Below are 18,193 nucleotides of genomic sequence, written 5' to 3'. Positions count from 1 at the left end.
TAAAAATTTAATTATTCTGCATCACTTTCTTCTTGATCTTCGTCATAGATTTCTAAATCATCGAAGTCAAAGTCATCATCATATAAATCAAAATCTACATCTTCATCATCATAAATATAATCTTCTAAATCTGCAAGATCTTCTTCAATAATGTCAACATAATCTTCGATTTCTTCACGTGATTCTCTCATTTCATCAATTACATCACTTAAAATATCTACAAGTTCTGAAATAATTTTACCTTCATTAGTAGTAGTGTCTAAATCGTATCCGTCACAAAGTCCTTGTAAATAAGATATTCTCTTTAATAAATATTCCATATTTCCTCCAAATTAAACTCTAGACATGTATTCGCCATCTCTTGTGTCAATTCTTATGATGTCGCCTGTATTAATGAAAAGTGGTACATTAAGAGTGTAACCTGTTTCTACAGTAGCAGGTTTAGAGCCACCACTTGATGTATCTCCTTTGACACCTGGTTCAGTTTGAGTAACTTCTAATTCAACAAAATTTTGTGGTGTAACTCTAAAAGCTTTACCCTTATAGAAGTTAATAGTTGCCATATCATTTTCTTTCATAAAATTAAGTGCATCTTCTACCATGCTCTTTTCTAATGGAATTTGTTCATAAGTTTCTTGATCCATGAAGTAATAAAGTTCTCCATCAGAATACAAGTATTGCATTTCTTTATTTTCAATTACAACTTTTTCAAATTTTTCTGATGGGTTAAAAGTTGTATCCTTGATTCCACCAGTAAGTACTGATTTAATTTTACTTCTTACAAAAGCTGCACCTTTTCCTGGTTTAACATGTTGAAAGTCTATTACAACCCAAACATCTCCGTCCCATTCAAATGTAAGTCCTTTTCTTAAATCTCCTGCTGTTATCATATTTTCCTCCATTATTAAGTATTGTCTTCTAAATCATAATAGTTAAGTGAAATGGGCTGAAATTTTATATAATCAGGCAACACTAAACCAAAATATTTTAAGACTTGTTGATGATATTCAACGTCTATACCAGAATTTTTGTCGTATAAATCTATTAAATATCCCTCTAATTTGCCATTATTAACAATTTGTGCATTATTATTTAAAATAATTATACCAGATATTACTTTATCATTAAACAAAACTTTGTCATTTAATATGAAAATTTGATTTTTTGTTATCGATTCAAAGTTTAGAGTACCACTTTTTTGTATTATTACATCAACATCTCCTAGTGAATAAAGAGGATTTCTTTTTTTAACTAATTCTCCACTTTCTTCATCAAATTCTTCAACTTCTTCAAAAATATATTTTTTAGAACCCTTTATGCCATAAATAAAATCTCCATCTAAATTTATAACTTTTTTGCCACTCATGGACCAGTTATTTTCTTCAAAGGATTTTCTAATTAATTCTAAATCATCTTTAGGAAGTTTACCTGAATTTAAAATACCATCTTCCTCTTTATAAATTTTATTTATAGCCTTTGCCTTAATCCTTGCAGCTGCCAATGAATTCTTATATTTTACTTCTGTTATTAATTCAACTAAATCCTCTGATTTTTCTTTATCATTAAGCTCTAGTTTTTTTATTTGAAGTTTTTCAACCTTAGTATCACTTGGCTTAGCACTTACCTTTAAATTTTTTGTATTTTCCCAAGCAAACATAAAATTTTCTACCTCTTCATAAAAGCTTTCTTCAGAAATTTTCATATTTAAAACAGATTCTGCTGCATATTTTGACTGAATTTTCTCAACTTTATTAAAGTTTATGTAGGCTCTATTTGTTGTGTATGAATAGATAAAATAAAAGAAAAGAGCCAAAATTGAAATTAACACAATTGTAAAAATATAAATATAACCTTTCTCTTTTCTATTCATAAATTTGTATCCTCTTTGCTACTTTAATATTTATTTTATCTAAGTCATTGTACTTTAAATAAATGCTAAAATAACCGCTATCATCTGAAATTTTAAAATCTTTAATTTCCTCTGTCATAGGATTATTACCATTTCTCGGCAATTTATCAAATTTTTTAAGCTCATCCTCTACAGATGCATATCTATAGAGTCTATTCTCATTTTTAAAGTAGTTTATATAAACATATTTATTGTCTACTCTTTTTATAAAATAAATATGTCCACCAATATAAGTGTAATAGTCTGAACTTTCTATTTCATCCTTTATGTAATCAATTGCGTAGGACATATCTGAATTTATATTTTGATTTTTGTAAGTTTTATTTAAAGCCTTTTGAGATATTCCGAGAATTGATGTCAAAACCATGGCAATAATTAATAACATTGCAATGGAAAGTACAAGCTCAATTAGGGAATAACCCTTCCTTCGGCAAGTAAACTTCAAGTTTAATTTCTTCATCACTATCGCGCCTCTTTCCACTTACAATTACATGTTCTAAATTCCCATCACTATTTTTTGTAACATTGATTTCAAAATTTTCATTCTCATCTTCTATTCCATCAAAATTGAAATCCTTTTTGTTATAAGTTTCGCCAATTATCTCTTCCATTTTTGAATTTATAGAATAAATGAGTTCTTCTCTTTCTTTAATATGATTTTGATTTTCTAAAAGTGTGATAATATTTGGCATAATCACAGATGCAATAAGTCCAATAATCGCTATAGAGAATAAAACTTCAAGCATCAACTGTCCACGATTTTTACTTTTCAACTTCATAATAATTCACCTTGCCAGTGACAGGCTCTACTGTTATTTTAATTGGTTTCTTGTCCCCTATAGTGTAAATAATCGTGCCTGCAGAGTTATTGCTATCCCTATAAGATGGCTTACCATCAGATGTAAACTTAATGTCTCTTACATTTGTTGACTTGAGTTTAAGTAACTTATTAAATTTTATACTTTTAGTCTTTCCAGCAAAATCCAAAACATAGCCATCATCTTTTATTTTTACATTAGTCCTACAATTATTTACTTGAGCATAATTTTTTGCAAATTTAATATCAATAGCCAGAGTCCTTATTTGCTCCTTAGCTTCAATTTTATCTCGAACATTAAAGTTAAGCATACCTATTGACAAAATAATCAGTGTAATTCCTATAGTTATTATTAGTTCAATAAGAGTAAAAGCTTTAAATTTCTTCATTATATTCAACTTCTTTTACAAAAAAGAATAAATCTTCATTATTTTGTGGCAAAAAATAAATGTAACTAATATCTTCTGCGAATAAATTTATTCTAAACCATTCCCCTTGATAAACTTTTCCTGTAAAGGGAATTTTGTCGCCAGAAATATTTATAATTCCAATTTCCTTGCAAGAATCATAGGGGAATAATAGTGAAAGAGAAATGCCATCGCAGTGTTTTTCCACACCCAATTTCACAAGGTCATAGATATCATTAGCCTTTACAAAAAAAGAAGTAATTCCAGATTCACTATAAAAACTTGTCTTAACATTACTGTCCACGATAAACTTGTAACTCATAAATTTTTCCTTATCAATTTTTTCAAATAAACTAGGAGAAATATTTTCATCCTTACTCTTATCAATGTTACCATTAAAATAGGATAATTTTTCTTCGTAACCCTTTATTGTATTGTCAGTATTTAGATTATCTTCTTCCTTAACTTTTTCTGTTAGGCTATCTTTAACTATATTTTTTGTCTTAGTATTTTCTATTTCTTTAGCTTTAGTGTTTTTTATTTCCTCTGCCTTACTAGAAAGAACCTTATCTGAATTTGTTTCTTCTTTCTTACTTTCTTCTTCGATTTTTTTCTCACTGCCTGCACTTTCATTGAAATAAGCACGCTTTAAGTCAGAATAATATATTGCAGTAGATGGCTTTTCTGCCTTCAGACTATATGTAAAAGTATTTTCGTCACTCCTATTTAACTCAATATTAGAATAGCCATAATAATTTATGAGAGTCGAAATCTTATTAATCTCACTATTATTAATCTTTCCAGATATAGAAAGCGTCTCAAGGTCTGTCTGACCTTCCTTTGTAAAGTTATCCCTGTTCAAATTATTCTCAAGAGCAATCTTATCTATATTTTCCTTTGAAAAATTCTCAAGACCCTTATATTCATAAGAAATATCTTCGCTTCCGATTCCTTCATTAAATTCAACTTCAGAAACTTTTTGTGACTCACTCTTTATCAAAAAATTATAAAATAAGAATTCTAAAAATAATAAAATCAATATAACAAATAAAATCTTCTCTCTATTTGAAAACTTCCTATAGCCAATTTTTTTGCTCAATACATCAAATATATCCATTTAACTTTTCCTCTACAAATACTGCCAATTTCTCATGGAGTTTTTCGTTGGGATGAATTCCGTCAATTAAGTCATCTTCAATGTAATTTTCTTTGGCATAATCATAAAATGAAATAACTTCATAATCTTTGGCGTTTTCTTTTAAAATTTTATCTAAATTTTCAATATTTTTGTTAACTGAATTAAAATTAATAAAGCTTTCATAAGCTTCGTCTAAATTTTTGAGGGATGTTGGGTAAGGTGTCATAACAATGATTTTCCCACCTAAACTCTTTAATTTTTCAAGAATTTTATTTATATTTTTCATGACATAGTCTAGAGATTTCCCATTATAAAAATCATTTAAACCAATGAGAAGAAAATATAAATCATAAGTAATTAAATTATTTATGGCATATAAAAGTTCATCTGTTGTCAGACCATTAACCCCATAGTTGTCAATATCATAACCTTTTCCCAACAAATAATAAATTAGAGACTTTCCTCCTGCCAAATATCCTTCAAATATGGAGTCTCCAAGAGCACAAATTCTCATAAAACCTCCTTATAAAAGTCCTTCCTCTAAAAAACTAAAATACTTATTGTCTCCAATAATTATGTGATCTAATATATCAATCCCAACAATCTTTGATGCTTCCACGAGATCATTTGTAAGTTCAATGTCATCCTTTGAAGGACGAGGGTCGCCTGTAGGATGATTATGTAATAAAATAATGCTATGGGCATTATCTGAGATTGCTGTTCTAAAAACTTCCCTCGCATGGACTAAAGTCATATTAATAGTTCCTTTTGAAATTTCTCTCACAAAATTAATTTCCTTTTTTGTATTAAGAGTAATAATTCTAAAATGTTCTTCTTCCAGTATGCTCATATCACTTAAAACGTAATTTGCAGCAATAGAGGGAGATGTAACTCTAATTTTAGAATCATAAGAACTTACAGAAAGTCGCAACCCAAGTTGTACAGCGGCAATAATCATAGCCGCCTTAGCTTCTCCTATACCATCAACTTTCATAAGATTTGAAAAATTTGCATTTTTAAGACTATTTAATCCATCTCTATCATTTTCTGATTTTAAACTTTTAAGAACTTTATTAGCTATATCAATCGCTGAATCTCCACAAGTCGAGCCAGTCCTAATAATTAAGGCAAGAAGCTCAGCGTTGGAAAGATAAGTGGGACCAAACTTTAAAAGTTTCTCCTGAGGTCTCTCATCTTCAGGCATCTCCTTAATTGTATATTTTTCAATTTCTCTCTCTTTCATAAAATCACCATAAGCTAAAGCCAAATAACTTCATTAAATCTCTATTTATCTTGCCAATTGGAAAACCAACAATATTAAAGAAGTCGCCTTCAATTTTTTCAACTAAAAGTGAGCCCTTACCCTGAATTCCATAGGCCCCAGCCTTGTCCTTGTACTCATCAGTGTCTAAATATTTTTCAATTTCATCATCACTTAAATCATAAAATCTGACACTGGATTTCTCATAGCTTACATATTTAATTTTTTTAGACAGTTTAAAAATTGCATAGCCTGTATAAACATTGTGAGTTTTCCCACTTAAACTCTTTATCATAACTCTTGCATCTTCACGATTTTTAGGTTTGCCAAGAAGTTTTCCATCTAATTCAACTAAGGTATCTGCAGATAAAACTATTTTGTCTTCATAATCCTTTGCAACTTCAATTCCCTTTTCAAAAGCAAGAGCAGTTACAGTAGTCCAAGGAGAAAAAGAGTCATCTTTTATTTCTTGCATTTCCTTAGAGATTACATTAAAGTCTATAAAGTTTCCTAAAATCTCTCTCCTTCTCGGAGAATTTGATGCCAAAATAATTTTTTCCATTTCAACCTCTCTCTTTTGAAATATTTGTATTATCCACTACGTAGATTGAAGTAAGACCAACAAAAAAACCTGTGAAAATACCTAAAATTACAAGTAAGGGTAGATAAGCAAGTATGGCAGTAGTCTTCATAATATAGGATGCCACTAAAACTTGACCTAAGTTGTGAAAAAATGATCCAATCTCACTAATTCCAATTAAAGACAAATACTTTTTTAAAAACTTGTGAGAAAGAATCATGGCGAGAGAGCTTAAAATTGCTCCACCCATAGAAAAGAAGAAACTTGAAACTGCGCCAGTGACAAGAGCCAAGATTACAGTTTTAAATATAGATACAAAAAAACCTTCTTTATATCCAATAGAAACTATGCACACAAGAACAACTATATTTGATAGTCCCAACCTAGCACCAGGAATCGCAATCGGAAGAGGTATTACACTTTCAAAAAGTCCTAATACAATTCCTATGGAACTGAGTAGAGACAAATAAATCAATTTTCTATTCTTTCTCATTTTATTATCATGTCCAATCTATTGTCATTTTTATCATCGGAGACAATTTTTACCATTAATCTATTGGGTAGGCATATAATTGAATCCCCAGGAATAGAAATTTTTCCCATTTTTATGCAAATTTTATCCTTGCAATTAGACTCGTGCATATGCACTTCTCCATTTTTAATTACAACTTCATTCTTGCCATAATTCGTATTTATATCAATTTTTTCATCTGTATCTTTAGTTAATTGGATCTCTTTATAAATTTTTCCATCTACAGTAATAACAACATTTTTTGCAAGACTTTCATCATCTTTGGGCAATTTATTCGTAAAAAAATAAATCAAAAATGAAGCAATTACTATTAATACAATTACCAAAATATCTGCTTTTTTTAACTTTTCCATAAGTTCATTATAGCACAAGTTTATCATATATTTAAAAATTAAATTTTATTATAGTTTAACTTTAACTCACTTTTAAAAAATAAATTCTCTTATAAAAAAACTCTATAATAATTTTAGAATAAACTAAAATATTATAGAGTCAAAAATTGCATAAAAAAAGCGAGACCTAAGTCTCACTTTATTATTCAGCTTCTGCAACAATTTCTTTGCCTGCATAGTGTCCACAAGAAGGACAAACTCTATGAGGTAATTTCATTTCATGGCAGTTAGGACATTCAACTACTGTTGCTTTATTTAATCTGTAAGAAGATGCTCTTCTCTTGTTCTTTCTTTGTTTTGAAGTTTTTCTCTTAGGTACGGCCATTTTTACACCTCCTCATCTTTAAATAAATCTAATAACTTTCCAAATCTTGGATCCATTGCCTCTTCCATAGACTCTTCTTCTTCGCAATCACAAGGTCCATCATTTAAGTTTTTACCACAATGAGGGCAAAGTCCCTTGCAATCTTCACTACACAAATTTTTACCACTAATAGAAGTAATAATTTGCGAGATGATTATCTCTGAAAGATTTATGGAATCATCTTCAATTTTAAAATATTCATCTACAGAATCCTCATCATATAGACTTGTATCTTTAAAATTGTAGGCAAGATAAGATGTCTCTTTTTTATTTACAAATTCTTTAAGGCACCTATCACATCTTGCATTGAATTTGTAGGAAATATTTAGACAAAGTTCTAATTCCCCTGTCAAATCATGAATATATCCATTGTACTCTATGGGATAGATGAGATTTAGATCTTCTAAATTAAAATCTGTGTCATTCTCCTTTAGTTCACCTTCAAAGTCTAACCTAACATCATCAGATGATAAAAATGTACTAAGATCTAATTTCATATACTCACCTCAAAAATACATACAAATTATTATAGCTTTTTATTTTTCAAATGTCAATAATAATCTCAAAAATTATGCGTTAACAAGTTCTAATGTATCCTTTGCAATCATAAGCTCTTCATTAGTTGGAATTACAAAAATCTTGATAGAAGAATCGTCAGCAGAAATAAGTTTGTCTTCTCCTCTTACATTATTTCTTTCAGCGTCAATCTTAATTCCAAGAGATTTTAATCCATTTACAATTGATTCTCTCATTTCAACAGAGTTTTCGCCAACACCTGCTGTAAATACAATTGCATCAACATGGTCAAGTTCAGTCATGTAAGATCCAATGTATCCACGAACTCTCTTTTCAAAAATATCAAGGGCAAGTTTTGCTCTCTTATTTCCTTCATCTCTTGCTGTTTCAATGTCTCTAAAGTCACTTGATACTCCAGAAATTCCTAATACCCCCGATTTTTTATTCATAAGAGTGTTAAGTTCTTCCGCAGAAAGATTTTCTTTTTCCATAATAAATGGAAGAATAGCTGGGTCCAAGTCCCCACATCTAGTTCCCATTGCAAGTCCTTCAAGTGGAGTGAATCCCATTGATGTGTCAATTGATTTACCATTTTTAACTGCACAAATACTTGAACCATTGCCAAGGTGACAAGTGATTAGGTTTACTTCGTTAAGGTCTTTTCCTAGCATTTCTGCAGCTCTCTTAGTGATATATCTGTGAGAAGTTCCGTGGAAACCAAATCTTCTAATTTTATATTTTTCATAATACTCGTATGGTAGTGCATAGATATAGCTTTCAGCTGGCATAGTTTGATGGAAAGCTGTATCAAATACTGCAACTTGTTTTACGTTAGGAAGAAGTCTTTGGCAGGCTTTGATTCCCATAATGTTTGGTGGATTGTGAAGAGGAGCTATTTCAACATTATCTTCAATTCCCTTTAAAACTTTTTCGTCGATAACTACAGATTGAGCGAAGTCTTCGCCACCGTGTACAACTCTGTGGCCTACTGCATCAATTTCATCAAGAGATTTAATTGTGCCGTATTCTTCATTTGTTAGGGATTCCATTACAAGTTCAAGAGCTCTCTTATGATCTTGCATTGGAGTTTCAATAGTTTTCTTTTCCTTTCCTATTGTTTCGTGTTTAATTCTGGAACCTTCAATTCCAATTCTTTCAACTAAACCCTTTGCCATCAATTCTTCAGTTTCCATATCAATAAGTTGATATTTAAGAGAAGAAGATCCGCAATTAATTACTAATATCTTCATATTTCCTCCTCGTATTTTTTTAATTTATTAAATATAGTATAATAACTAATAATTAGTTTATAACAGAAGTAGGCATTAGTCAATAATTGGAGATTTAAAATATGAAAATTGCATCTATAATTGCAGAATACAATCCCTTCCATAAGGGTCACGCATACCAAATTCAAAAAATCAAAAATGAATACAGCGATTATATCCTTGTAATTATGTCAGGCAACTTTGTACAAAGAGGCGAACCTGCCATAATAAACAAATTTAAAAGGGCACGACTAGCAGTAGATAATGGTGCAAGTCTCGTTCTAGAGCTTCCCCTCCACTACGCAACATCTAATGCAGAAATATTTGCTCGTGGCGGCATTTCCATTTTAAATTCTATGGGTATAATTGATAGACTTTACTTTGGAAGCGAAGATGATGCATCTATTTTAAAAAACTTGTCAGAAAAAATTAAGAGAAATTTAGATGATGATAAAATAAAAAAATATTTGGCTGACGGCAATTCATATATAAAGGCTCGTGAGCTTGCCATGGATTTTTTAAGTCGAGAAGAAAAGGAAATTTTAAAAAGACCAAATAACATACTTGGGCTTGAATACATTAGAAGTCTTAAAAAATTAAATTCTAAAATTCAAGCTCACTCAATAAAAAGAAAAAATGTAAATCACAAGGATGATTTTGCCCTTGGAGAATTTGCTCCTGCATCACTAATAAGAAAACTTGCTTATGAAGGTAAGGATATAAAAAAATTCATTCCAAATTATGAGCTAATCCCAGAAAATAATTTAGAAAATTATTTTGAAATCTTTAAATACAAAATGATTGCAAAAAAAATAAATTTCACTGACTACTTCGACTATGAAGTGGGACTAGAAAATAGGATTATAGAAAATTTAGACTCCAAAAACTTTGAAGAGTTTATAGAAAAAGTTCACTCAAAAAGGCATAGTAGGTCAAGAATAAAAAGACTTATCTTAGAAATTTTACTAGACATAAAAAAAGATTTAATCAAAGAGTCCTTTGCTGAACCCTACACAAGAATCCTTGCTTGTGATGAAAGAGGAATAGAAATTTTAAGAAATTCGAAAAATAAAAATAAAATTTATTCCTTTAAAAGCTTTTATGACAAGTCATCAGGGATCACAAAAGAGATCCTTGATAAAGAAATCTTGGCAAGTGATTTGTATAATATAAAATCCGGAAAAATAAAAACAGACTTCACAAGAGAAGTTTATAAAAAATTATAAATTGCAAATTTACCAATACAAAAAAACTCTCATCATAAGAGACATTCTTACAATGAGAGTTTTTTATTAGTCTTTAGTTTGGCTTATTGACTTTTCATAAATATTTGTAAATTCCTTTAGATCCCTATTCCTTACAACATCTTCTGGAACATCGTAGACTCCAAGAGAATTTTGCCATGACTCGGCTTCTCCATCAGGTTTTTTATTTTCTTCTGGAATTAAAATAACAGCGTATTTAGTGACCTTCAAAGAAGTCTTGTCCAAAATTTTTTGCGAATCGCAAAGAACATCTAAGCACTCTTCAAGATTTGGATTTTTTGAAAACCCAACAACTTCTGCACCCACTTCTTCCTTAAAATTATCAAAATCAAATTCTTGATCTAATACTAGGTCTTCTCTAGGGACATCCTCAATTGTATTTAAAGAAATTTCATAAGGAAAATTATACTTTTTTTGAATAGTAGCCCCATATTCCCTTAACTCATCTAATAATCTAACCTCTGTGTTAAATAGAATGTTTTCGTAAGTATTTTGTTTTAGTTTGCCAAAACTATCAAATCCCAACATAAATTTAGTGTCCTTGCTTTTTTTGCTGCGAAGTCTTACAGTGTAATAGCCGTCCTTAAAATTATAAAAGGTCTCGTCGCGATTTAGCTCCAAGTCCTTGTAATGAGCCTCAATATATTTAGTGGCAGACCTTTCTGCCATGAGCCTAGAAATAGGATTCCCAAAAAATAAAAGATAAAAGATTGCTAAAATTATGACTAAGAATATAAGAAATCCAAATAAAATTCTTTTAATATAACTTTTATTATTCATAAACTAACTCCTTATACTAACTTTTATCATATTACAATAAAAAATACCAGAGAAAATATAAATCATCTCTGGTATTTAGTCTAACTTTATGGCGTTACACAAAATCATCAACACTACTTATTATAGAATTAAATATTTTTATTTTCTATCAATCAACCTGGTGGCCAGTTTAAACTTCTTCCACCAAGTACATGGAAGTGAAGATGATCTACGCTTTGACCTCCATCTTCTTTACAATTATTTACAATTCTGTAGCCCTTAGTAAGTCCAGCATCAGCACAAAGTTTTTTTACAACTAAAAATACATGACCAATTAATTCCTTGTGGCTTTCATCAAGTTCATCTGCTGATGCAATATGTTCCTTTGGCACAATTAAAAAATGTGTTGGCGCTTGTGGGTCTATGTCCTTAAAGGCATAAACAAGTTCATCTTCATAAATTTTGTCTGAAGGAATTTCGCCACTAATTATTTTACAAAATAAACAGTCCATACTTACCTCCTTTTTCCTTCAACTTCTTTGCATAAATTATCCCACTGACAATTTCCGCAAATTTCCTCTCGTCTATCTCTACTAAATATTATATCACAGGATAAATCCCTAAGTTCATTCCAAAAATATTTTTCATTTGACCTCAAATTTAAAATATTTAAAACTTTTTCGTCATAAGTTTTTACTTTATCTTGGCTTTGGCAGACTCCTACAAGATTTTCTGGACAATATTTACAAATATCATCTAAGTCTTTTATAAGCATTATTTCTGGATTTTCCCTAAGTTTTTTTATTACTTCAGTCATATTTACTGAAAAGTCATCGCTATAACCCTCGCCCACAAAATTTTCTATGCACAAGAGATGATGTGCTCTTATCTTTAACATTTAATCACCAAGAATCTCGCAGTTTGCAATTTCGCCTGTATCTAAAATCTTTACTTCTTTTATTTTATTTTTAAGGTCAATATCACTTTTTGCCTTGACTCTAATGTAATTTGTAGTGTAGCCGTAGTATTCGCCATCATGTTCTTCTTCAAATAAAACTGACTTCGGCGTCTTCATATTTTCTTTTTCAAAAATTTCTTGGTACTCTTCTCCGAGGGCAATTAATTTTTCTGACCTATCTTTTTTTATCTTGCCATCAATTTGATTTTTCATGACAGCTGCCTTGGTATTTTTTCTCTTAGAATACTTAAAGACATGAATTCTTGAAAAGCCAACTTCTCTAACAATACTCATTGAATCACGGAAATCCTCTTCGCTTTCTCCAGGAAAGCCAACAATAATATCTGTCGTAAGACCTGCGTGAGGCATATACTTTCTTATAATATTTGCCTTTTCAATGTATTCTTCGCGAGTGTATCTTCTATTCATTGCCTTTAAAATATTATTGGAGCCAGATTGTAGGGACAAGTGGAAATGATCACAGAGTTTTCCAGTTTTCACTGCTCTTTTCATAAATTCATCTGTAATAATTATTGGCTCAACAGAAGATAATCTTATTCTCTCAATGCCATCAACTTCTGCAATACTTTCGATTAAATCAATTAATCTCATGTCACCTAAATCCATGCCAAAAGATCCTATGTGAATGCCCGTCAAGACTATTTCTTTAAAGCCCCTTTCTGCAAGAGTCCTTGCCTCTCTCACTGAATCTTCAATAGTCCTTGACCTAATTGGTCCTCTAGCAAAGGGGATTATACAGTAGGTACAAAATCTGTTGCAGCCATCTTGAACTTTCATATAAGCACGAGTTCTGTTGTTGCTGTCAAAGTTTGTTGTATTGGCAAACTCACGCACATTTTTTAAGTCCTTAACTATATTTATTTTTTCGTGAGACTTTTTTGACTCTTCAATTAAGTCTACAATTTTATTTCTTTCAGTTGTGCCAATTACAACATCAACACCCTCAATATTTTTAACTTCATCGGGGCTTACTTGTGAATAGCAACCCACAACTGCTACCACTGAATTTGGATTTTTCTTCTTAGATTTTCTAATAAACTGTCTTGATTTTCTATCTGATAAATTTGTAACTGTGCAAGTATTTACAATATAGACATCACTAAATTCATCGTTATCGACTTCTTTGTATCCTCTTTTTTCAAAAAGTTCACTCATGGCTTCTGATTCGTATTGATTAACTTTGCAGCCAAGGGTTAAAATTGAAAAAGTTTTTTCCATTACTCACACTCCTTTGCGTGAATTATATAAAATGATGCAGTAATTGCCGCAGTCTCTGCTCTTAAAATTCTCTTGCCAAGACCAACTTTTTTTGCGTCCTTTAAAATCTCAAGTTCCCTATCTGATATTCCGCCTTCAGGTCCAATTACAAGACCTACATTGTAGCTTAATTCATGAATAATTTCTCCAAGTTGAGTTTTATCTTCATCTTCATAACAAAGGACAAGGTCGCCCTTAAATTTTAAAATATCATCAGTCTTTATTATGTCATGAACCATAGGGATGATGTCCCTCTTAGATTGTTTTGACGCAGACTCAACAATTTTTTGGTATCTTTCCTTTTTCTTGTCCTTTTTCTTTGAAATATCAGAAATTGTCCTATCCATTAAAACTGGATAAAAGTCGCTCACTCCAATTTCTGTTGCATGCCTCAATACATCTTCTGACTTATTATTTTTTAAGACTCCAAAAAATAGGGATAAGTTAACTTTTGATTCGTTAGATTCTTCTACCTCTCCTATTTTTTTGAGCTTGCCATCATAATAAGCAAAGGAAAAAATTCCATCTTCAAAGACAACTTGAAAGGCTTCTCCATCCTCTATCCTAATTACATTTTTTAAATGATGAATTGTCTCTTCCTTTAAATTTGTATTTTCATTAAATTCTCTATCTTCAAAAAATCTATACATTTAATTTTCCCACAATAGCTAGCCAATTATTTTTTTCTATTTCGTCAATTATTTCAAAATTGTTTTCCACTAAGGCGTCCATTACCATTTGTCTTCTCTCTTTTATAATTCCTGAAGTGATAAAAATTCCGTCCTTATCCATGTGATTTTTTAGATTTTTTATTTCATCAACAATTATCTCTGCAATAATATTTGAAACAATTAAATCTGCTCTTCCACTTACCACATCAAGAAGATTGCCCTTTTTGATTTCCATTTTGTCTTCTACATCATTTAGTCTTGCATTTTCATGAGATGCGTCAATGCACTTTTCATCAATATCAGTGGCAAGTACCCTCTTTGCTCCAAGTTTTAAAGCAGCAATGGCAAGTATGCCTGAGCCACAACCTATGTCAAAAATTTCGTCTCCCTCACTTACATACTTTTCTAAAAGTTCAAGACACATATAGGTTGACTCGTGAGTTCCAGTACCAAATGCCATACCTGGATTAATCTTTATAATTTTTCTATCTGAATTATATTCTTCCCACTCAGGCACAATTGCAAGGCTCTCTCCAATTTCAAGTGGCTTGTAATATTTTTTCCAATTATTGGCCCAGTCTTCGTCATCTTTTTCTGTTATGCTTGCCTTTCCCAAAGATTTTTCTTCAAGTTCTACTTTTATTTTTTCTGCATCATCTAACCTTTCTGGGTAAACTTTTATTGCAAAAATTTCTTTTTTTGAATTTAAAAGGGGATAATCTATAAAATCCCAATCTTTTTCGTCCTGGTCAAGCTCCTCTACTAAATCGCTAGAAACTTCCTCTGTTGTATAAATTCCGTAGTCAAAAAGAATTCCCTCAATTATATCTTTTTTTTCTTTTGAAGTATTTATTGTCATTTCAATGTATTTCATCTAATCACCTTAGTTCATTATATATTACCATAAATTTTTATACAATTTAAAAAATGCGAATCATAGATCCGCATTAGTCAAATAAATCTTTTAACTTGTCTAAAAATGATTTTCTATTTTCTTCAACTTCTGGCTCAGTCTCTCTCAATTCTTCTAAAAGTTTTCTCTGTTCATCTGAAACTTTTTTAGGAATAATTATGTCAACTTTAAAGAATAAATCTCCCCTTTGATTTTCACGATTTACATAGGGAACTCCCTCGCCCTTTAGTCTAAAGACTGTGCCTCCTTTTGTTCCCTTAGGTATATCGTAGTCCACAAGTTTTTTAAGAGTTGGAACCTTTATCTTTGCACCTAAAACTGCATCTGGATAGGAAATAGGAATGTTAAGATATATATCATTGCCTTCTCTTTTAAAGACTGCATCAGACCTTACTCTAATATAGACAAATATGTCTCCATTTTCGCCACCATTTTCGCCAACAGATCCTTGACCCTTTAATGAAATAATATTTCCAGTGTCCACACCTTTTGGAATGTTTACTTTTAATTTTTTGCTCTTGAGGACAGCACCTCTGCCGCCACATTTTTTGCATGGCTCATCAATTACTTCGCCAGTTCCATGACACTTGTCGCATGATGAAGTTCTAACAAACCTGCCAAAAGGTGTGTTTTGCTCTGAAGTTACTTGTCCACTTCCATGACACTTATCGCACTCATGTTTTTCTGTGCCAGGCTCCATTTTGCTTCCGTGACAATGGGAGCACTCTTCTTTAACCTTGACAGAAATTTCTTTTTCTACACCAAAAATTGCTTCAAAGAAATCAAGAGTTACATCGACTCTAGTGTCAGCTCCCTTCTTTGGCATATCTTTTCTATTTGCATATTCATATCTATTTGACCTTGAGCCTCCAAAAATGTCAAAGATGTCATCAAAAATATCAGAAAATCCACCAAAGCCGCTGCCACTAGAACCACCCATATTGCCTTTTAAGCCTTCTTCGCCATAGACATCATAAACTTGTCTCTTTTCATCGTCAGATAAAACTTCATAAGCATAGGAAATTTCTTTAAACTTTGCCTCTGCAACTTCGTCTCCTGGATTTAAGTCTGGATGATATTTTTTTGCAAGCTTTTTATAAGATTTCTTTAATTCTTCTTTTGTAACATTTTTTTTAACTTCAAGAATTTCATAAAAATTTCTCATCTTCCACCTCAATAGTTTTATATTCTAATACAAAGTCTTGGAAAAATAAAGCTTATTTTATTTTTTTCTCATACTAAATTTTCAAAAATAAATGAAAAATTTTAAACATAAAAAAAGTTGCAGCCGAAACTGCAACAATTTTATTTAATTATTATTCTTCGTCATCATCTACAACTTCATAGTCAGCATCAACAACATCATCATCTTGCTTTGCTTCTGCTCCGCCAGCTTGTCCTTGTGCTCCTTGTTGTTTATAGATTTCTTCAGAAATTGCGTAGAAAGCTTGAGTCAATTCTTCAGTCTTAGACTTAATAGCTTCAAGATCTTCTCCATCTTTTACATCTTTAAGTCCCTTAATTGCATCTTCAATCTTAGTCTTATCTGCATCAGAAATCTTTCCTTCAACATCTTTTAATGTGTTTTCAGATTGATAGATAATTGAGTCAGCATTGTTCTTTGCTTCAATTAAATCTTTCTTCTTAGCATCTTCTTGCGCATACATTTCAGCTTCTTTAACTTTCTTTTCGATTTCTTCTTCATTTAGGTTAGTAGAAGATGTAATTGTGATGTGTTGTTCCTTGCCTGTACCAAGGTCTTTAGCATTTACATTAACAATACCATTAGCATCAATATCAAAAGTTACTTCAATTTGTGGTACTCCTCTTCTTGCTGGAGCAATTCCATCAAGTGTAAATCTTCCAAGAGTTACATTATCCTTTGCCATTTGTCTTTCCCCTTGAAGCACATGAATTTCTACAGAAGTTTGGTTGTCTGCTGCAGTTGTAAATACTTGTGACTTCTTAGTTGGGATAGTTGTATTTCTTTCGATAAGTCTTGTTGTGATGTTACCCATTGTTTCAATTCCTAGAGAAAGTGGTGTTACATCAAGTAGTAACAAGTCTTTTACATCGCCTGAAAGAACTCCCCCTTGAATTGCTGCACCAAGAGCAACGCATTCATCTGGGTTTATGTCCTTTTGAGGTTGTTTGCCAGTTAATTTTTTAATACATTCTTGTACTGCTGGAATTCTTGTTGAACCACCAACTAAAAGAACTTTGTCAATGTCACTTGCAGAAAGTCCTGCATCAGAAAGTGCATCCTTAACAGGTCCTTCAGTCATCTTTACAAGGTCTGCTGTTAATTCATCAAATTTAGCACGAGTTAAGTCCATATTTAAGTGAAGTGGACCAGCTTGTGATGCTGTGATAAATGGAAGATTGATATTAGTTGACATTGTAGAAGAAAGTTCCTTCTTTGCTTTTTCAGCAGCTTCCTTAAGTCTTTGAAGACTCATCTTGTCAGCCTTTAAGTCAATTCCATTTTCCTTCTTAAATTCTTCAGCTATATAGTCGATAACTCTGTTGTCAAAGTCATCTCCACCAAGTTTGTTGTTACCACGAGTTGCGTGTACTTCAAATACTCCGTCAGAAAGTTCAAGGATTGATACATCGAAAGTACCACCGCCAAGGTCATAAACCATTACTGTTTGAGCATCTGTATCTTTATCTTCTCCATAAGCAAGAGCAGCTGCAGTTGGTTCATTTACGATTCTTTTTACATCAAGTCCTGCTATTCTTCCTGCGTCCTTAGTTGCTTGTCTTTGAGCATCTGTAAAGTATGCTGGAACAGTGATAACTGCTTCAGTAATTTTTTCTCCAAGATAAGATTCCGCATCAGATTTTAATTTTTGTAAAATCATAGCTGAAATATCTTGTGGTGTGTAAGTTTTTGAATCTATTTTTACATTAAAATCAGAACCCATGTGTCTCTTAATAGATGAAATAGTTCTGTCTGGATTTGTGATAGCTTGTCTCTTAGCAGTTTCTCCTACTAATCTTTCTCCATCCTTTGTAAAAGCTACAACAGAAGGTGTAGTTCTATTACCTTCTATGTTTGGAATTATTACAGCGTCTCCGCCTTCCATTACTGCTACTGCAGAGTTAGTTGTTCCTAAATCAATACCAATTATTTTTCCCATATAAATTTCCTCCTAAAATAAA

General features: G+C 31.3%; 24 protein-coding genes. 1 reads left to right on the top strand and 23 read right to left on the bottom strand.

The annotated features are described in order from the left end of the window. Positions 1 to 11: 11 nt before the first annotated feature. From PTSHG_RS00925 to PTSHG_RS00855, 15 genes are all read right to left on the bottom strand, one after another. Complete coding sequence (locus PTSHG_RS00925) at positions 12 to 320, bottom strand: CD1247 N-terminal domain-containing protein (protein WP_019107052.1); 309 nt, start codon at positions 318 to 320, stop codon at positions 12 to 14. A 12-nt stretch (positions 321 to 332) separates the two neighbouring features. Beyond that, a complete protein-coding gene (gene efp, locus PTSHG_RS00920; protein WP_019107051.1) occupies positions 333 to 890 on the bottom strand; it encodes an elongation factor P in 558 nt (185 codons plus the stop codon). 14 nt (positions 891 to 904) lie between these two features. Further along, positions 905 to 1,870, bottom strand: a complete 966-nt coding sequence (locus tag PTSHG_RS00915) for a hypothetical protein (RefSeq protein ID WP_019107050.1) — start codon at positions 1,868 to 1,870, stop codon at positions 905 to 907. Next, complete coding sequence (locus tag PTSHG_RS00910; protein WP_019107049.1) at positions 1,863 to 2,369, bottom strand: type II secretion system protein; 507 nt, start codon at positions 2,367 to 2,369, stop codon at positions 1,863 to 1,865. Before PTSHG_RS00910 ends, PTSHG_RS00915 begins: the two co-directional genes overlap by 8 nt. Then, positions 2,314 to 2,688: a type II secretion system protein gene (locus tag PTSHG_RS00905; protein ID WP_019107048.1), complete on the bottom strand. Its 375-nt coding sequence runs from the start codon at positions 2,686 to 2,688 to the stop codon at positions 2,314 to 2,316. The genes PTSHG_RS00910 and PTSHG_RS00905 overlap by 56 nt, the downstream gene beginning before the upstream one ends. Continuing rightward, complete coding sequence (locus PTSHG_RS00900; RefSeq protein ID WP_019107047.1) at positions 2,672 to 3,115, bottom strand: prepilin-type N-terminal cleavage/methylation domain-containing protein; 444 nt, start codon at positions 3,113 to 3,115, stop codon at positions 2,672 to 2,674. The genes PTSHG_RS00905 and PTSHG_RS00900 overlap by 17 nt, the downstream gene beginning before the upstream one ends. Continuing rightward, positions 3,102 to 4,250 carry a hypothetical protein gene (locus PTSHG_RS00895; RefSeq protein ID WP_019107046.1) on the bottom strand — a complete coding sequence of 383 codons (1,149 nt, stop codon included), beginning with the start codon at positions 4,248 to 4,250 and terminating at the stop codon, positions 3,102 to 3,104. Before PTSHG_RS00895 ends, PTSHG_RS00900 begins: the two co-directional genes overlap by 14 nt. Continuing rightward, a complete protein-coding gene (locus PTSHG_RS00890; RefSeq protein ID WP_019107045.1) occupies positions 4,237 to 4,785 on the bottom strand; it encodes an SGNH/GDSL hydrolase family protein in 549 nt (182 codons plus the stop codon). The genes PTSHG_RS00895 and PTSHG_RS00890 overlap by 14 nt, the downstream gene beginning before the upstream one ends. Before the next feature lie 9 nt (positions 4,786 to 4,794). Beyond that, positions 4,795 to 5,514, bottom strand: a complete 720-nt coding sequence (gene radC / locus PTSHG_RS00885; RefSeq protein ID WP_019107044.1) for a RadC family protein — start codon at positions 5,512 to 5,514, stop codon at positions 4,795 to 4,797. Between the two features lie 4 nt (positions 5,515 to 5,518). Next, positions 5,519 to 6,094 carry a Maf family protein gene (locus PTSHG_RS00880; protein WP_019107043.1) on the bottom strand — a complete coding sequence of 192 codons (576 nt, stop codon included), beginning with the start codon at positions 6,092 to 6,094 and terminating at the stop codon, positions 5,519 to 5,521. Between the two features lies 1 nt (position 6,095). Further along, on the bottom strand, positions 6,096 to 6,605 hold the full coding sequence (locus PTSHG_RS00875) for a Gx transporter family protein (protein WP_026088810.1): 510 nt from the start codon (positions 6,603 to 6,605) through the stop codon (positions 6,096 to 6,098). Then, a complete protein-coding gene (locus PTSHG_RS00870) occupies positions 6,602 to 6,970 on the bottom strand; it encodes a NusG domain II-containing protein (protein ID WP_238318692.1) in 369 nt (122 codons plus the stop codon). Before PTSHG_RS00870 ends, PTSHG_RS00875 begins: the two co-directional genes overlap by 4 nt. Before the next feature lie 208 nt (positions 6,971 to 7,178). Further along, positions 7,179 to 7,361, bottom strand: coding sequence for a 50S ribosomal protein L32 (rpmF, locus tag PTSHG_RS00865; protein WP_019107039.1), 183 nt, complete (start codon positions 7,359 to 7,361; stop codon positions 7,179 to 7,181). Positions 7,362 to 7,363: 2 nt separating this feature from the next. Then, positions 7,364 to 7,897: a YceD family protein gene (locus PTSHG_RS00860; RefSeq protein WP_019107038.1), complete on the bottom strand. Its 534-nt coding sequence runs from the start codon at positions 7,895 to 7,897 to the stop codon at positions 7,364 to 7,366. A gap of 72 nt (positions 7,898 to 7,969) precedes the next feature. Next, positions 7,970 to 9,166: an acetate/propionate family kinase gene (locus PTSHG_RS00855; protein ID WP_019107037.1), complete on the bottom strand. Its 1,197-nt coding sequence runs from the start codon at positions 9,164 to 9,166 to the stop codon at positions 7,970 to 7,972. A gap of 101 nt (positions 9,167 to 9,267) precedes the next feature. Here PTSHG_RS00855 and PTSHG_RS00850 point away from each other — a divergent pair, with 101 nt between their 5' ends. After that, a complete protein-coding gene (locus PTSHG_RS00850; RefSeq protein ID WP_019107036.1) occupies positions 9,268 to 10,410 on the top strand; it encodes a nucleotidyltransferase in 1,143 nt (380 codons plus the stop codon). A gap of 66 nt (positions 10,411 to 10,476) precedes the next feature. On the opposite strand, the gene PTSHG_RS00845 is transcribed toward PTSHG_RS00850, so the two are convergent. The 8 genes from PTSHG_RS00845 to dnaK all read right to left on the bottom strand — a co-directional run bounded on the left by PTSHG_RS00845 (position 10,477) and on the right by dnaK (position 18,171). Beyond that, the gene (locus tag PTSHG_RS00845) at positions 10,477 to 11,229 is read right to left on the bottom strand and encodes a YfjL-like protein (protein WP_019107035.1); all 753 of its coding nucleotides are present in this window, start codon (positions 11,227 to 11,229) and stop codon (positions 10,477 to 10,479) included. 152 nt (positions 11,230 to 11,381) lie between these two features. After that, positions 11,382 to 11,720, bottom strand: coding sequence for a histidine triad nucleotide-binding protein (locus PTSHG_RS00840; protein ID WP_019107034.1), 339 nt, complete (start codon positions 11,718 to 11,720; stop codon positions 11,382 to 11,384). Positions 11,721 to 11,722: 2 nt separating this feature from the next. Further along, positions 11,723 to 12,106 (bottom strand): DUF1284 domain-containing protein, encoded by a 384-nt coding sequence (locus PTSHG_RS00835; RefSeq protein WP_019107033.1) that lies wholly within the window; start codon positions 12,104 to 12,106, stop codon positions 11,723 to 11,725. Beyond that, on the bottom strand, positions 12,107 to 13,405 hold the full coding sequence (gene mtaB, locus PTSHG_RS00830) for a tRNA (N(6)-L-threonylcarbamoyladenosine(37)-C(2))-methylthiotransferase MtaB (protein WP_019107032.1): 1,299 nt from the start codon (positions 13,403 to 13,405) through the stop codon (positions 12,107 to 12,109). Next, positions 13,405 to 14,094, bottom strand: coding sequence for an RsmE family RNA methyltransferase (locus tag PTSHG_RS00825; RefSeq protein ID WP_019107031.1), 690 nt, complete (start codon positions 14,092 to 14,094; stop codon positions 13,405 to 13,407). Before PTSHG_RS00825 ends, mtaB begins: the two co-directional genes overlap by 1 nt. Next, positions 14,087 to 14,989 (bottom strand): 50S ribosomal protein L11 methyltransferase, encoded by a 903-nt coding sequence (gene prmA, locus PTSHG_RS00820; protein WP_019107030.1) that lies wholly within the window; start codon positions 14,987 to 14,989, stop codon positions 14,087 to 14,089. Before prmA ends, PTSHG_RS00825 begins: the two co-directional genes overlap by 8 nt. 73 nt (positions 14,990 to 15,062) lie before the next feature. Then, positions 15,063 to 16,193, bottom strand: coding sequence for a molecular chaperone DnaJ (gene dnaJ / locus PTSHG_RS00815; protein ID WP_019107029.1), 1,131 nt, complete (start codon positions 16,191 to 16,193; stop codon positions 15,063 to 15,065). Between the two features lie 151 nt (positions 16,194 to 16,344). After that, entirely contained in the window at positions 16,345 to 18,171 is a 1,827-nt protein-coding gene (gene dnaK, locus PTSHG_RS00810) for a molecular chaperone DnaK (RefSeq protein ID WP_019107028.1), read from the bottom strand. Positions 18,172 to 18,193 lie beyond the last annotated feature (22 nt).

This window comes from Peptoniphilus senegalensis JC140, assembly GCF_000321025.1.
Lineage (GTDB): Bacteria > Bacillota > Clostridia > Tissierellales > Peptoniphilaceae > Peptoniphilus_A > Peptoniphilus_A senegalensis.
The sequence above is the reverse complement of the archived record's forward strand: the minus strand, read 5'-3'. Positions and strand labels throughout refer to the sequence as shown.